Annotated in this window: 12 protein-coding genes and 1 tRNA gene; 3 read left to right on the top strand and 10 right to left on the bottom strand. The window is 71.2% G+C overall.

Features of this window, described 5'->3' with window-relative positions; all coding sequences use genetic code 11:
* Nucleotides 1-106: 106 nt before the first annotated feature.
* The gene (locus ACGFIB_RS08315) at nucleotides 107-685 is read left to right on the top strand and encodes an anthranilate synthase component II (protein WP_393369579.1); all 579 of its coding nucleotides are present in this window, start codon (nucleotides 107-109) and stop codon (nucleotides 683-685) included.
* A 266-nt stretch (nucleotides 686-951) separates the two neighbouring features.
* Here ACGFIB_RS08315 and pknB read toward each other — a convergent pair whose 3' ends face one another.
* The 7 genes from pknB to ACGFIB_RS08280 form a co-directional block, all read right to left on the bottom strand.
* On the bottom strand, nucleotides 952-2,868 hold the full coding sequence (gene pknB, locus ACGFIB_RS08310) for a Stk1 family PASTA domain-containing Ser/Thr kinase (RefSeq protein WP_393369576.1): 1,917 nt from the start codon (nucleotides 2,866-2,868) through the stop codon (nucleotides 952-954).
* Nucleotides 2,869-2,935: 67 nt separating this feature from the next.
* The gene (locus tag ACGFIB_RS08305) at nucleotides 2,936-4,417 is read right to left on the bottom strand and encodes a serine/threonine-protein kinase (RefSeq protein ID WP_393369574.1); all 1,482 of its coding nucleotides are present in this window, start codon (nucleotides 4,415-4,417) and stop codon (nucleotides 2,936-2,938) included.
* Nucleotides 4,418-4,424: 7 nt separating this feature from the next.
* Nucleotides 4,425-5,882, bottom strand: coding sequence for a peptidoglycan D,D-transpeptidase FtsI family protein (locus ACGFIB_RS08300; RefSeq protein ID WP_393369571.1), 1,458 nt, complete (start codon nucleotides 5,880-5,882; stop codon nucleotides 4,425-4,427).
* Complete coding sequence (locus tag ACGFIB_RS08295; protein ID WP_357238769.1) at nucleotides 5,879-7,228, bottom strand: FtsW/RodA/SpoVE family cell cycle protein; 1,350 nt, start codon at nucleotides 7,226-7,228, stop codon at nucleotides 5,879-5,881. The genes ACGFIB_RS08300 and ACGFIB_RS08295 overlap by 4 nt, the downstream gene beginning before the upstream one ends.
* A 26-nt stretch (nucleotides 7,229-7,254) precedes the next feature.
* The gene (locus tag ACGFIB_RS08290) at nucleotides 7,255-8,529 is read right to left on the bottom strand and encodes a Stp1/IreP family PP2C-type Ser/Thr phosphatase (protein WP_142567948.1); all 1,275 of its coding nucleotides are present in this window, start codon (nucleotides 8,527-8,529) and stop codon (nucleotides 7,255-7,257) included.
* A complete protein-coding gene (locus tag ACGFIB_RS08285) occupies nucleotides 8,526-8,990 on the bottom strand; it encodes an FHA domain-containing protein FhaB/FipA (RefSeq protein ID WP_142567947.1) in 465 nt (154 codons plus the stop codon). Before ACGFIB_RS08285 ends, ACGFIB_RS08290 begins: the two co-directional genes overlap by 4 nt.
* 17 nt (nucleotides 8,991-9,007) lie before the next feature.
* Entirely contained in the window at nucleotides 9,008-9,748 is a 741-nt protein-coding gene (locus ACGFIB_RS08280) for an FhaA domain-containing protein (protein WP_142567946.1), read from the bottom strand.
* Nucleotides 9,749-9,905: 157 nt separating this feature from the next.
* On the opposite strand from ACGFIB_RS08280, the gene ACGFIB_RS08275 reads away from it, so the two are divergent.
* Nucleotides 9,906-9,991, top strand: a tRNA-Leu gene (locus ACGFIB_RS08275).
* A 506-nt stretch (nucleotides 9,992-10,497) separates the two neighbouring features.
* On the opposite strand, the gene ACGFIB_RS08270 is transcribed toward ACGFIB_RS08275, so the two are convergent.
* Together ACGFIB_RS08270 and ACGFIB_RS08265 are read right to left on the bottom strand one after the other, a co-directional pair.
* Nucleotides 10,498-11,514 carry a hemolysin family protein gene (locus ACGFIB_RS08270; RefSeq protein ID WP_357238149.1) on the bottom strand — a complete coding sequence of 339 codons (1,017 nt, stop codon included), beginning with the start codon at nucleotides 11,512-11,514 and terminating at the stop codon, nucleotides 10,498-10,500.
* Nucleotides 11,511-12,980, bottom strand: coding sequence for a hemolysin family protein (locus ACGFIB_RS08265; RefSeq protein ID WP_357238147.1), 1,470 nt, complete (start codon nucleotides 12,978-12,980; stop codon nucleotides 11,511-11,513). Before ACGFIB_RS08265 ends, ACGFIB_RS08270 begins: the two co-directional genes overlap by 4 nt.
* Before the next feature lie 253 nt (nucleotides 12,981-13,233).
* Between ACGFIB_RS08265 and ACGFIB_RS08260 the strand changes: the two genes are divergently transcribed.
* On the top strand, nucleotides 13,234-14,499 hold the full coding sequence (locus ACGFIB_RS08260) for an LCP family protein (protein ID WP_393369566.1): 1,266 nt from the start codon (nucleotides 13,234-13,236) through the stop codon (nucleotides 14,497-14,499).
* Nucleotides 14,500-14,659: 160 nt separating this feature from the next.
* Here the strand turns inward: ACGFIB_RS08260 and ACGFIB_RS08255 are convergent, their stop codons facing one another.
* A complete protein-coding gene (locus ACGFIB_RS08255) occupies nucleotides 14,660-15,310 on the bottom strand; it encodes a GOLPH3/VPS74 family protein (protein WP_393369564.1) in 651 nt (216 codons plus the stop codon).
* Nucleotides 15,311-15,313 lie beyond the last annotated feature (3 nt).

Raw genomic sequence — 15,313 nt, 5'->3', positions numbered from 1 at the left:
GTCGTCGCGGACCCCAACGGGCGATCCCCCATGCGGGATTGCCGTACGCTGAAAGTCCGGTTTCCGCTCTGGACACCCAGCAACCCCCGTGAAGCGGGAGACATCTATGAGCCCGGTCCGGGTGCTCGTGGTCGACAATCACGACAGCTTCGTGCACACGATCGTGCAGTATCTACGCGGTCTGGGGGCGGACTGCGACGTACGGCCGCGCGATCACGTCGCCGTGGCCGACGCCGACGAATTCGACGCCGTGCTCGTGTCGCCGGGGCCCGGCACGCCGAAGGCCGCCGGGGTGTCGGTGTCCCTCGTGCGGCACTGCGCCGACCGCGGCCTGCCGCTGCTCGGGGTCTGTCTCGGCCACCAGGCCATCGCCGTGGCGTACGGGGCCGCGGTCGAGCGCGCGCCCGAGCTCATGCACGGCCGCACCAGCCTGATCTCCCACGACGGGCGGGGGGTGTTCCGGGAGCTCCCGTCGCCGGTCACGATGACGCGCTACCACTCGCTCGCCGTGGTCCCCGGCACCGTGCCGGACACGCTGGAGGTCACGGCCACCACGCCCGACGGCGTCATCATGGGTTTGCGCCACCGCGACGCCCCCATCGAGGGCGTGCAGTTCCACCCCGAGTCGGTCGTGTCCGAGCACGGCCATCGGCTGCTCGGAAACTGGCTCGCGCAGATTGTGTAACGCTTTCCGCTCTCGTTACGAATAGGAAAGTGAGGGCTTCCGCCATTGCCCCCGAGTGGCGGAAGCCCTTCTTCATGCCCGGCGACCTCCGGCAGGGTGAACGGGGGATGCCGGGCGGCCGCGGCCTCGCCGACGTCGATGCCCTATCCGGGCCGCTCGCCGGGGTGGAGGCAGCCGTTCACCGGCTGAAATCCCGGGAGAGACCTCGGTCGATGAAACGCCGACGGCGGCCACCGCCTCGCGGTGACCGCCGTCCGCTCGCTCGCCTAGTTGCCGAACGGGTTGTCCTCGCCCTCTCCGGGCGGCCCGATCTGCACGCCGCCGCCGCCGTCACCGCCGTCACCCATGTCGCCGCCGTCTCCGGTGTCGTCCCCGGTGCCGTCTCCGGTGCCGTCCGTCGGCGTGTCGGTGATGGGCTGGTCGGTCGGCTGCTGCTGCGGCTGCGGGCCGCTGGAGACCGTCAGCGTGATGGTGGTGCCGGGGTTGAGCTTCGCCCCCGCCTGCGGCGACTGGTCGATCACGTTGCCCTGCGCCACTACGTCGCTCGGCTGCTCCGACGTCTTGACCTTGAAGCCGGCGCCCTTCAGCGTCTGACTCGCGTCCTCGAGCGTGAGGCCGACGACGCTTGGGACCTCGGTCATCTCCTTGGGCACGTACAGCCGGACCAGGGCGCCCTTCTCGACCTTCTCGCCGCCCTTGGGGCTGCTGTCGAAGACCTTGCCCTGCTCCTTGGTCGAGGCCTTCGGCACGATGCTGACCTTCAGCTCCAGCGCCTCCAGCTCGGACCTGGCCTCCTCCGTCGTCTTGCCGATCAGGTCCTCGGGGACGGTGACCTTCTCCTCGCCCTTGGACACGACGACGGTGACCGCGCCCCCGCGGTCGGCCTGCTCGCCCCCGGCGGGGTCGGTGCTCACGACGGCGCCCTTGGGGACGTCGCTGTTGTACTCCTCCGGTCCGAAGGTGACCGTGAACCCGGCCGCCTTCAGCGCCTGCTCGGCCGCCGCCTTCGTCTGGTTCGTCACCCGCGGCACCTCGACCTTGTCGGACGCCGAGGATCCGCCGGACCCGAGGAACGCGTAGCCGACACCGATCATGGCGCCGATCACCGCCAGCGGGATCAGGATCCACAGGGCGGTCTTCAGCGCGGTGTTGCCGCCGCCGCTGCGCCGCCGTCCGTCGTACCGGCCCCCGCCGCGCTGCTCCTGGGCGTACTCGTAGTCGGGGATGGCGCGGGTGCTCTGCGTCATGGGGGCGCCGGAGGCGGCCATCGTCCGCGTGCGGTCCGCCGTGCCGTACCCGTTGTACTGCTGGGTGGCCATCGCCATCGTCTGCGGGTCGACCGGCATGCCCGACAGGGCCCGCTGGAGGTCGCCGCGCATCTCCGTGGCGCTCTGGTAGCGGTGGAGGGGGTCCTTGGCCATCGCCTTGAGCACGATCGCGTCAGCCCACTGCGGGATCTCGGGGTCGATCCGCGACGGCGGGATCGGGTCCTCCCGCACGTGCTGGTAGGCGATCGCCACGGGCGAGTCGCCGGTGAAGGGCGGCTGGCCGGTGAGCAACTCGTACAGCACGCAGCCGGTCGAGTAGATGTCGCTGCGGGCGTCCACGCGCTCGCCGCGGGCCTGCTCGGGAGACAGGTACTGCGCGGTGCCGATCACCTGCGCCGTCTGGGTCATCGTGGCGGCGGAGTCGGCCATCGCCCGGGCGATGCCGAAGTCCATCACCTTGACCTCGCCGTTGACCGTCAACATGATGTTGGCCGGCTTGATGTCCCGGTGGACGATGCCGCCCCGGTGGCTGTAGTCCAGCGCCCGCAGGATGCCGTCCACCAGCTCCACGGCCCGCTCGGGCAGCAGCCGCCGGTCGGCGCGCAGCAGGTCGCGCAGCGTCCGCCCGTCGACGAACTCCATCACGATGTACGGCACGGGCGTGCCGTCCATCATGTCCTCGCCGGTGTCGTACACAGCGATGATCGACGGGTGGTTGAGCGAGGCGGCGGACTGCGCCTCACGCCGGAAGCGCGCCTGGAACGTGTGGTCCCTGGCGAGGTCGGAGCGGAGCGTCTTGATGGCGACGATACGGTCCAGCCGGATGTCCCGGGCGCGATACACCTCGGCCATGCCGCCACGCCCCACGACGCCGTCCAGCTCGTAGCGTCCGCCGAGAAGTCGTGGCTGAGTCATTTCCTGCACTGTCCCTTGCCGTTCATCGTGGGGTGCCACCGGTCTCCATCATCGACCCCTGTGCTCATCACTCCCCCTCATCCGGAGGGTTCGTGTCGGGTGGGTCGTCCGCGGGGGGCGGAGTCTCACTGGGTTCCGTGGCCGGGGTGGACGTCGGAGTCGGGGTCGAGGTCGAGGTCGGGGACGAAGCCGGTGTAGGCGTCTGGGGGGTTGATGCCGACCTGCTTACGGTAGCCGACGGAACGGCGCTCGGCTCGTCCGACATTGCCGGAGCGGTCGGCCGATGCGTCCGTGGAATCTCTGACCTGTGCGTACGCGCCGGCGACGGCGATGGCGACGGCGAGGGGGACGGAGAGACGGGCGCGACCGTCTCACCCGGGGCCGGCGGTTCGCCGGTACGGGCGGCGGAGAAGGCCAGGACCCCGATGCCGACCGCAACGGCGCAGCCGGCCGTCACGAGGAGCAGGGTCGCGGGACGGGGGCGCCGTTCGCCGGCCGGCCCCCGACCTCCGGGCCGCCGCGTACGGGCGTCGGGGACTCCCACAGCCCGGCGCGAGGTGGCCGGGACCGGGCTCAGCGGCGCGGTGGCGCCGGAACCCGGGGTGCGAGCGCCGGGCTCGCCCAGGGGTGTCGTGAGGCCGGGCGCGACCGGAGGGATCGTGCGGCCGGGGCCGCCCGCCACGGGGAAGCCCCGGGGGTCGGTCAGCGAACCGAGGGCCGCCGGGGAGGCCGTGCCCGCGAGGGTCTCGCGCAGCGCCCGCACCCCGTCGAGGAGCACCGGCCCGGTCTCCGGCCGCACGGCGGGGTCCTTGGCGAGCATGGCCGTCACGAGGGCCGCCACCGGAGCGGGCACGTTCCCGGGCAGCGGCGGGGGCGTGTCGTTGAGGTGCCGCAGCGCGAGCGCCACCGGGTTGTCCGCCGTGAACGGCGGGCGGCCCGTGAGGCACTCGTAGGCCACCACTCCGAGCGAGTAGATGTCGCTCGCCGGGGTGAGGGTGGCGCCGGACGCCTGCTCCGGGCTTATGTACTGGGCGGTGCCGAGGATGGTGCCGGTCGCGGTCAGTGGCGCGGCCTCCAGCGCGCGGGCGATGCCGAAGTCGGTGATCTTCACCTGGCCGGTCTCGGTGACGAGCAGGTTGCCGGGCTTGACGTCGCGGTGGATGACCCCGGCCCGGTGGGCCGCGTGCAGGCCACGGGCGGTCTGCTCGACGAGGTCGAGCGTGACGTGCGGCCCGAGCACGCCGTTGCGGGCGAGGATGGCCGACAGCGGCTCGCCCCGCACCAGTTCCATCACGAGGTAGGCCACGCCGTCGGTCTCGCCGTAGTCGAAGACCTGGGCGATCCCGGGGTCGGTCAGCCCGGCGGTGATCCTGGCCTCGGAGCGGAACCGGTCGCGGAAGGTGGCGTCGCCCGCGACATGGCGCCCGAGCAGCTTGACCGCCACCTCCCGGCCGAGCAGCTCGTCCTCGGCCCGCCAGACCTCGCCCATGCCGCCCGCGGCGATGGGGGAGGTCAGCCGGTAGCGGCCGCCGAGCACGGTGTCGGTCATGTGTCGGTCACCGTCCGAGCACCGCCTGCATGACGTCGTGGGCGATCGGCGCGGCCACCGCGCCGCCGGTGGCGTCGTTGCCGGCGCTGCCGGACTCCACGAAGACCGCCACGGCGACCTTCGGGTCCTCCACCGGAGCGAAGGAGATGAACCACGCGTGCGACGGCTTGCCCGGCAGGGTCTCCGCCGTGCCGGTCTTGCCGGCCACGGTGATGCCCGGAAGCTTGGCCGCGCCGCCGGTGCCGTTCTCGATCACGCCGATCATCATCTTGGTCAGCTCGCCGGCCACCTCGGGCGTGACGGCCTCGTCCAGCTCCTCGGGGTCGGTCCCGTCGATCTCCGCGCCGTCCGGTCCCATGATCTTGTTGACCAGGTACGGCTTCATGACGGTGCCCTGGTTGGCGATGCCGGCCGCGACCATCGCCATCTGCAGCGGGGTCATCTGGTTGCTCTGCTGGCCGATCGCGGTCTTGGCGAGAGCCGCCTTGCCCTCGTCCGGGCCGATGTTGCTGGCCGCGACGTCGAGGGGGATCTCCAGCGGCTGGCCGACCCCGAACTTCTCGGCCTGCTCCTTGAGCTTGTCGTAGCCGAGTTCCATGCCCATCTTCGCGAACGGCGTGTTGCAGGAGATGGTCAGCGCCTCCACCAGCGTCGCCCGGCCGCCGCACGACTCTCCGTGGTAGTTGGGCAGCGAGATGCTCGTGCCCGGCAGCGGCAGCGAGTCGGGCGCGTCGACCTGCGTGTTCTCGTCGCGTGAGGTGTCGTCGCTGAGGTAGGCCGCCGAGGTGACCGTCTTGAACGTGGACCCCGGGGCGAACGTCAGGTCGATGGCCCGGTTGAGCAGCGGCTTGTTGTCGTCCTTGTTCAGCTTGTTGTACGCCTTGTTGACGGTTTCCTTGTTCGCCTTGGCCAGCGGGTTCGGGTCGTACGACGGCACCGACACCATCGCCAGGACCTTGCCCGTCTTCGGCTCGAGCGCGACGACCGCGCCGCGCTTGCCGGTGCCCGCCAGGTCCTTGTACGCGATCTCCTGCGCCTTGCTGTTCAGCGTGAGGTCGACGCTCGCGCCCTTGGCGGGCTTGCCGCTGACCATGTCGATGGCCCGGCGGACCACCAGTTCGGGGTGGCTGCCGTCGAGATAGCGGTTCATCGCGGCCTCGATGCCCGAGGCGCTCTCCGGCGCGAACCAGCCGACGACATGCGTGAACGGCTTGCCGAGGGGGTATTCGCGCTCGAAACGGAACGTCTTGTCCCCGCTGTCCACGGTCTTGGCGAGGGTCGTCTTGCCGTTGTCGGCCGTGATCCAGCCGCGGTCGACCGCATACCGGGCGTAGAAGCCCCTGACGTTGCGCGAGTCGGTCCGCAGCCCGTCGGCCTTCACCGTGCCGATGTAGGTCACGTTGGCCATGAGCAGGCCGAACATGAGCAGGCAGGCCACGGAGACGCGCTTGAGCGGGCTGTTCATCGCTGCATCACCTGGGTCATTCCCTCGTCCTGGATCGCCTGCGGCGGCGGCCGGCGGGCCGCGTCGGACATCCGTACGAGCAGGGCGATGAGCATCCAGTTGGCCAGCAGCGCCGAGCCTCCCGCGGACATGAACGGCGTCACGAGACCGGTCAGCGGGATCAGCCGGGTCACGCCGCCGACGATGATGAACACCTGCCAGGCGAGGATGAACGACAGGCCGCCCGCGAGCAGCTTGGTGAACGGGTCGCGAGCGGCCAGCGACGTGCGCAGCCCCCGCTGGACGATCAGCGCGTAGATCATCAGGATCGCCATCAGGCCGGTGAGACCCAGCTCCTCGCCCGTCGCCGAGAAGATGAAGTCGGAGAACGACAGCGGGATCAGCTTGGGGTAGCCCTGCCCGAGGCCGGTGCCGAGGATGCCGCCCGAGCCCATGGCGAACATGCCCTGCATGAGCTGGTAGCTGCCGCCGCCCGTGTCGTACAGCGCGGGGTCCTCGGCGTGCAGCCAGACGTTGAAGCGGGCCTCGACATGGCTGAAGACCTGCCCGGCGAGGAACGCGCCGCCGACGAACAACAGGATGCCGATGAGCACCCAGGACGTGCGCTGGGTGGCGATGTAGAGCATCGCGATGAACGCGCCGAACAGCAGCAGCGAGGTGCCGAGGTCCTTCTCCAGGACCAGCGTGGCGATCGCGAAGCCCCAGGTGATGAGCACCGGGCCGAGGTCGCGGGCGCGGGGCAGGTCGATGAACAGCAGCCGGCGGCCGGCGAGAGCGAGCACGTCGCGCTTGGCCACGAGATAGCCGGCGAAGAAGACGACGAGTGCCAGCTTGGCGAACTCGCCGGGCTGGATCGAGAACCCGCCGATGCGGATCCAGATCTTGGCGCCCTGGACCTCGCTCAGCGACCCGGGCAGCAGCGCCGGGATGGCCATCAGCACCACGCCGACGAACCCGGCGGTGTAGGTGAGGCGCTGCAAGGCGCGGTGGTCCTTCAACACGATCAGAGTCGCGGAGAACATCACCACGCCGAGCGCCGTCCACATGAGCTGGTTCGTGGCGGACGCGCCCGCCTGCCCGGCCAGCTCGATCCGGTAGATCATCACCAGACCGATGCCGTTGACCAGCGTCACGAGGGGAAGCAGAAGGGGATCGGCCCACGGCGCCCACTTGGCGAGCACCAGGTAGGCCGCGAGCATCAGACCGCCGAGGCCGAGGCCGTAGCCGAGCATGCCGGACGGGACCTTGCCGTTGATCCCGAGCCCGACGCTCGCGTACGCGCCCATCACGATCAGCACGGCGAAGGCGAGCATGCCCAGCTGGGCCCCCCGCCTCTTCGCGGTCATCGGTACGGGCGTGGCTTCGACAGCAGTCACTTACTGGACCTCGTGGGGGTCGGCGTCGACTTGGCGTCCGGCGGGGGTGTCGCCGAGTCGCCGAAGCTCTTGATCCTGGTTATCCCGGTCTGCAGGTTGTCGACCGGGATGCCGCTGCGGACCTGGTCCTGCTGCACCGCCGGCAGCGACGAGACGCGCATGTGGTCGGTGTAGGCGACCTTCTTGAAGGACACAGGGCCGACCTCCGCGTCGACGCCCTGGAAGACGACGAGCTCGTCTCCCTTGGCGCCTATGTAGAACTGGCTCTGGGTCCACTGGTAGCCGAGATAGCCGCCGACCCCGAGCGCGGCGGCGACGACCAGCACCCCGACGGCCACTTTCGGACCCGATCGGCTTTTGCGCGAACGCCGCGCGGAGGCCGGGGCCTCGCGCACGGGTTCGTCGTCCAGGTCGTCGTCGGTGAGCACGGGTTGGGGCGCGGTGACCGTGGTGGCCCGGCCCGCGGGTGTGTCGGGCGGCGCCGAGCGGGCCCGGCCGGAGCCGGCCGCACCGACGACCGCCGCCACCGCCGGGGGCGGCTGCAGGTCGTCCACCTCGATCACGTCGGCGAGCACGCAGGTGATGTTGTCCGGCCCGCCGCCCCGGTTGGCGAGGTCGATGAGCTGCCGGACGACGTCCTCGGGATCGTCGATCGTGGACAGGGTGTGGTGCAGGGTCTCGGCGCTGACCACCGTGGACAGGCCGTCCGAGCACAGCAGGTACCGGTCGCCCACCTGGGCCTCCCGGTCCTGCAGGTCGGGGTCGACCTCACCGCTCCCGTCCAGCGCGCGCAGCAGGATCGAGCGCTGGGGGTGGTTGGCGGCCTCCTCCTGGGTGATCCGCCCGTCGTCCACCAACGACTGCACGAGCGTGTGGTCGTGCGTGATCTGGTACAGCTCGCCGTTCCTGAGCAGGTACGCGCGGGAGTCGCCCACGTGGACCAGCGCGAAGCGTGAGCCGCTCCAGAGCATCGCGGTGAGGGTGGTGCCCATGCCTTTGAGACTCGGGTCCCGGCCCACCATCGCGTGCAACTGGTGGTTGGCGTCCCGGACCGCCGCCTCGATGGCGCTGAGCAGGTCATTGCCGAAGGCGTCCCGGTCGAGGGACGACAGTGCGGCGATGGCGACCGAACTGGCCACCTCGCCGTGGGCATGCCCGCCCATGCCGTCTGCGACGGCCAGCAGGCGGGCACTGGCGTACGCCGAGTCCTCGTTGCCTTCACGGAGGAGCCCGACGTCCGAGCGAGCGGCGTAGCGGAGTGCGATGGTCATTTGCGCAATTCGATGACGGTTTTGCCGATGCGGATCGGAACTCCGAGGGGCACCGGGGTCGGGCGGGTCACTTTGGAGCGTTCGAGGTACGTGCCATTGGTGGAGCCGAGATCCTCCACGATCCACTGGCCGTCCTGAGGGAAGAGCCGGGCGTGCCGGCTCGAAGCGTAGTCGTCGCTGAGAACCAGCGTGGCGTCGTTCGCCCGGCCGATGGTGATTGGCGTCTCCGTGAGGTTGATGATGGTCCCTTGCAGGGGGCCACCGGTGACGATCAGCTGGCGGGGTTCGCCCTTCTTGGGCTTGGAAACCGCTCGGGGCTGCTTGACCGGTTTGCGTGTGGGCGCGGGTGCCGTACGCGGACCGAACAGGTCTGTCCGGATGACGCCGACCGCGGCGATCACGAAGAACCACAGCACCGCCAGGAAGGCGAGCCGGATCAGCAGCAGCGTTAGCTCGGACATGGACCGTTTGTCTACCTCTAATCGCGCCTGAAAACCAGTGTCGTGCGGCCGAGCGTCACCCTCGTCCCGTCCTGCATCTCGATCCTGCGGATCGGCTGGCCGTTGATGAAGGTGCCGTTGGTCGACCCCAGGTCCACGAGCACGACCTGCGGCCCTTCCACTCTTAGCTCGGCATGATGCCGTGATACGCCGGGATCCACCAGCCGAAGATCACAATCGGTTCCGCGGCCCAGCAAAGTGACCGGCGTGGTCAGCTCGTACGAGCGCTGGCCCTGGGGGTCGTCCTGGGTGGAGACGAGCAGCCGGGGACGGCCCTGGAACGCGCTGGGCCGGCCGGTCGGCACGTCGCTCGGCGGCTGACGGATCTCGTCCTGCTCGACCGTGGCGCCCCGGATCACACCCGACCGGATGCGGAAGAGCCCGACCGCGAGGTCGTCTGCGGTCTCGAAACGCACCCGCACCGGCCCGACGAACGAATAGCCCTGCTCCTTGGCGTACTCCCGTGCGAGAGTGGCGAGCTCGTGGCTGATGCTGTCGGCGTACACCTCCAGCCGCTCGCTGTCGGTCGTCGACAGCTCCACCACGAAGTCGTTCGGCACGAGCGTGCGACCCTGAGCGACGATCGCGGCGCGCTCGTCCATCTCCCTCTGCACGGCGCTGGCGACCTCGACCGGCTGGAGATCGGACTTGAACGCCCGAGCGAAGGCACCTTCAACCAACCCTTCGAGCCTGCGCTCGAAGCGCTGAAGGACTCCCACCGGATCCCTCCCTTCCATTGCCACTATGGTCGCGACCGCTCCGGTGCTGCACTGAGCCCCTTCGCATCGTCGTTTAGAAGGATCGTATCCGGGTTCGTAAGCACGGGCGGTTACGTGCTAACCTTTCCAGGCACCCAGAGATGGGGACCAACCGCAAGGGCAAGTGGCGGAATGGCAGACGCGCACGGTTCAGGTCCGTGTGTCCGAAAGGACGTGGGGGTTCAACTCCCCCCTTGCCCACCAAGAACAGGCCTCGCTCGGCAGTAGCCCGGCGGGGCTTCTTCGTTGTGTGACCTAGGGGCACAATCCCGGGGAACTCCCGGGCGGACGAGCGGCCTCGCCCGGCCGGAAGGAAATCTCCGCCCCGGCGAATATTTTCCTCCGCACCGTCGAGGGGGACCGTCTCCTGCGGTCCCAGGGCGGGTGGGCGGCCTCGCCCGGTCGCAAGCGAAGCGTCCACGTCCGGCCTCCCGTTCCGTCCCGGCCCGTACGGCACGGGCCCTCCCTGGCGATGTCGCGGCGGGGGGTCCCGGACTCGGGGCCCCCCGCCGCGCACTGCACATTCTCAGGAGATCGCCTTTCAAACCACTTTCCCCGCGCTTGCAGGGGCGACCTTTACCTTCTGTCCTGGTTCATGAGCTCAGCGGCCTCGCTGAGGGAGATCCCCGGTGCGGCCGCGGGCGTGGGGCCGCGCCGTGACGTCCCAGGCCGGCGCGCCCGCTCACGGGAGGGGAGCGCCGCCTCGGTCGTCAGGCGACGAGCAGTTCGCCGACCAGAGTGGTGAGATCGATCACACCGACGGGCGTGCCGCCGGCGTCCGTGACGAGCCCGAGCTGCGCGCGGGCCTCCTGCAGCAGGGTCACGGCGTCGGAGATCGTGGTGTCCCTCGCCATGCGGGGGACGGGGGTCGCGAGCTCGGCGGCCCTGCGTCCCGGCTGGAGGACCGCGTCGCGCACGTGGAGCACGCCGACCACGTCGTCGGCGGTCGTCCTGTGCGCGAGGACCAGCATGCGCAGGCTCCCGCCGCCCGCGGCCGTCCGGCGCACGAGCAGGTCGTCGGCGTCGGACGGCACCGAAGGCGCCTCGCCGACGGGCACCATCAGCCGCTCGACCGGCTGGGAGTGGACCCGCAGCGCGCGGGTGAGCAGGTCGTGCTCGTCGCGGTCGAGCATGCCCATCCGGCCCGACTCGGCGACCAGCATGGCGAGCTGGCGCGGTGTCCGGGTGGTGGCCAGCTCGTCGCGGGGCCGCACGCCGGCCAGGCGCAGGATGCCGTTGGTCAGCGCGTTCAGCAGGGCCAGGATCGGGCGGACGACCCAGGCGAAGCCGCGGAACGGCAGCGCCAGCCCCATCGCGGCGCGCTCGGGGTGGGTGAGCGCCAGCGACTTGGGCGCCATCTCGCCGACGACCATGTGGAGGAACGTCACCAGGGCGAGCGCCACGACGTACGCCAGGGGCGTGCGCAGCGACTCCGGCAGCAGCGTGAGGACCGGCTCCATCAGATGCTCGATGGAGGGCTCGGCGACCATGCCGAGGCCCAGGGAGGCCAGCGTGATGCCGAGCTGCGCCCCGGCGAGCATGAGCGACAGCTCGCGCCCGCCCCTGACCGCGGCGCGGGCCGTGACCTTGGCCAGCCGGCCGCCGCTGACGGCGACCTCCTCCAGCCGGTGACGGCGGGCGGAGACCAGGGCGAACTCGGCCGCGACGAAGAACCCGTTGACGGCGAGCAGGACGACGCCGAGTAGGACACCCGTGAGAGAGCTCATGCGGGCCTGCCCTGGAACAGCGCGGAGAACAGCTCGGGGGCGTAGTCGGCGCCGCCCGCGCCGCGGGCGGCCGCGCGGGCCTTCTCCCGTTCCGGCCGCTCCTCCTCGTCCGCGCCGGCCGGCGCGTCCGCCGGCGGATGCGTCGACACCCGCACCCACTCGGGGACACGGCGGCGCACGCTCAGGACCGTGAGCGCGGCCCGCTCGGCGTCGTCCTCGTCGTCGAAGAGATGGGGCTCGGGCACGAGGGGGGAGACGACCTGGTCGCCCTCCTCGGCCATCCGGCCGAGGAGGGCGAGGACGAGGCCGGCCACGGTCTCGTAGTCCTCGCTCTCGGGCAGCCGGACGTGCGTGGCGCGCTCGACCTCGTCGAGGCGGAGGGTGCCCGGCACGTCCCAGACGCCGTCACCGTGTCGTACGACGCCGAGGGGTTCGGGGTCGTTCTCGTCCACCAGCTCGCCGACGAGCTCCTCGGCCAGGTCCTCCAGCGTCACCACGCCGGCCAGACCGCCGTACTCGTCGATCACGCAGGTGAACGTCTCACCGGCGGAGGTCATCCGCCGCAGCAGTTCGGGCAGCGGCAGGGTCGCGGGGACGAGCAGCGGCGCGTGGGTGATGCCGCCGACGAGCCCTCGGGAGGGAGAGCCGGCCTTCAGATACTCGGGCAGCCCGGCCACCCCGACGACGTCGTCGGCGTCGGTGCCCAGCACGGGGTAGCGGGAGTGCCCGTGCGTGCGCAGGGCGTCGAGGAACTCGCCGACCGGCCACTCGGCCCGCAGCGAGACCACGCGCGGGCGGGGGACCATGACGTCCTCGGCGGTGCGGTCGCCGAACTCCAGCGCGCGCTCCAGCATGTCGGCCAGCCGGGGCGGCAGCTCGCCGGCCGCGGCCGACTCCGTCACGATGCGCGACAGCTCCTCGGGGGTGGCGCCGTGTTCGAGTTCCTCCACGGGCTCGATGCCGAACAGGCGCACGAGCCGGGTGGCCGCGGCGTCGAACTGGCGGATGAGCGGCCCGGCGACCATGAGATACACGTGCGTCGGGCGGGAGAGGGACTTCGCGACGTCCTCGGGCCGCGCGATGCCGAGGTTCTTGGGGGCCAGTTCGCCGAGGATCATCTGCACGACCGTGGCGATCGCGACGCCGAGGGCGACCGCGACACCGGGGACGGCCGAGCCGGGCAGCCCGGCGGCCTCCAAGGGGCCGCGCAGCACGCCGGCGATCGCGGGCTGGGCGATGAAGCCCACCAGCAGGGTGGTGACGGTGATCCCGAGCTGCGCGCCGGAGAGCATGAACGACAGGCGTCCGGTGATGCCGAGGGCCCGTTGCGCCGCGTCGTCACCGGCGGCCGCCTGCTCGCGGAGGGCGCCCCGGTCGGCGGCCACGAAGGCGAATTCCTGCGCCACGAAGAATCCGGTGGCCAGGGTAAGAAGGAGGACGGCCAGGAGGCCGAGGGCGGCGCTCATCGGGCGCCCGCCGTGCGATCATGAGATCCCGTGCCGGTGCACGGGCAGGTACTCCAGGGGTCCGGAACGGACACGACGATCCTTTCGCGTGGTGGTATACCACCGTAACGGCTGGAATCTCTCCTGTGTTTCCCGGCAACCTTTACTGACTGCTTAGAAGGCGTCTGGGTACCGTGAAGTAGGGGACGCATCGGCAAAGACTTCGGCCGCTGCGATGAAAGCAGTAGCAAGACGCTGAGGGCTGGGGGATCAGGTGGCCGACGAGGACGAGGCGACCCGTGCGTACCGGCGTGCGGCCCAACCCCCCGCTGCCCCGCCCAGGGCGGCCCAACCCCCCGCTGCCCCGCCCAGGGCGGCACAGCCTCAGGCGGCGGCGCCGGGGTCCGGCAGGGAGGACACCGTCCCCCGCGCCCAGTCCAAGGTGTACGGCAAGCCGCGCTCCGGCAGCGCCCCGGTCCGCCCGCTCGGCGGGAGCAGGCACGAGGCCGGAGACCGGGCGGGCGCCCCGCACGGCGGGGGCGGCGGGCCGGCGGGCCGCGACGGGTCCGTGCGCGGCGGCGGACGCGGGCCGCGCCGGACCGGCAGGCTCGTCCTGCGGATCGTCCTCGTGGTGGTCGTGCTCCTGCTCGTCGCCGCCGTCGCCGGATATTTCTGGATCGGCTCCCGGCTCCGGCCGGTCGAGTCGCTGACCGACTACGACGGGCGGCCCGCCGAGACGCCGGGCCAGGACTGGCTGCTGGTCGGGTCCGACAGCCGGGCGGGCCTGACGGCCGCGCAGCGCAGGAAGCTGGCGACGGGAAAGGCGGTCGGCAAGCGCACCGACACGATGATGCTGCTGCACATCCCCGACAGCGGCCGGCCCACCCTGGTCAGCCTGCCCCGTGACTCGTACGTCCCGATCGAGGGGCACGGCAGCGGCAAGCTGAACGCGGCGTACGCCTTCGGCGGCCCGAAGCTGCTGGCCAAGACCGTCGAGCGGGTGACCGGCATCAGGATCGACCACTACATGGAGATCGGCTTCGGCGGGTTCGTCGGCATCGTGGACGCGGTCGGCGGGGTCAACATCTGCGTGAAGCAGGACATCAAGGACCCGAAGGCCGGGATCAACCTGAAGAAGGGCTGCCAGGACATGGACGGCGGCACCGCGCTCGGCTACGTGCGCACCCGTGCCACCGGCGCCATCCCCGACTTCGAGCGCACCCAGCGGCAGCGCCAGTTCTTCTCCGCCGTCGTGCAGAAGGCCGCGAGCCCGGGCACGCTGATCAACCCGTTCACCTCGGTCCCGCTGGCGCTGAGCGCGGCCGACTCGGTCGCCGTCGACCCCGGCACCGGCCTGTTCAACCTGTTGTCGGTCGGTCTCGCGATGCGCGAGGGACCCGTCGCCACCGCCGTGCCGATCGGCTCGCTGCCGACGATCGGGGGCCAGGCGGTGGTCAAGTGGGACACGCAGAAGGCGCTGCGCCTGTTCGAGGCGCTCGCCGCCGACAAGCCGGTGCCCAAGGACGTCATCACCAAGTAGGACGGCGTCACCGAGCAGGGCGTCATCACCGAGCAGGGCGTCGTCACCGAGCAGGACGTCATCACCGAGCAGGGCGTCGTCACCGAGCAGGACGTGGTCTCCACGTAGGGGCACCGCCGCTCGCGCGGGCGCACGACGCGCGCGGCACGAGCGGCAGGGCTCAGCTCGTCGCGGTGACGGCGACCGTCGCTGCGATGGTGGCGGCGGCCACGGCGGCGTGGATCGAGGCGATCGTCTTGCGGACCGCCTCGGCGGTCCACTCGCCCTCGGCGATCTCCTTGATCCGGCCCTTCGGCGCGTCGGGGAACGCCTTGCGGTCGAGCTTGGCCGCGTGCATGACCGCGATCAGGACCGCCGTCCGCTCGTCCGGCTCGGCTCCGGCCAGCACGTTCCGCACGCGCTCCCGTACGCCCTGCTCGTGGCTCGGGTCGAGCTCGGGATAGCGCGTCGTGGGGAAGATCCCCAGGACCTTGCCCTCCTGCTCGCTCAGCACGCCCCGGGCGGCCAGACGGGTCAGCAGCCGCTTGCGCAGCCTGCCCGCGCGGAGCTTGCCCACCCACCAGTCGGCCTTGCGCGGGCCGCGCTCCTCGGTGATGCGGGTGAGCGTCGCGTCCAGCTCCTCGTCGCCCACCCGGGTGGGGTCGACGGGCACGACCTTCGCGCCGTCGAAATCCACCCGGCGGCGCACCACCAGATCCGCGAGCAGGGCCCCGGCCAGGGCGCAGTCGAGCTCCACCGATCCGATGATCGGCTTGCCGGTGTCCTCCCGGTAGGCCAGAAGCAGCACTTCCTCGGCGATCGTCAGTGTCACGGA

The organism is Microbispora bryophytorum, from assembly GCF_043197435.1.
Lineage (GTDB): Bacteria > Actinomycetota > Actinomycetes > Streptosporangiales > Streptosporangiaceae > Microbispora > Microbispora bryophytorum.
This window is presented reverse-complemented; position numbering and strand designations above follow the sequence as displayed.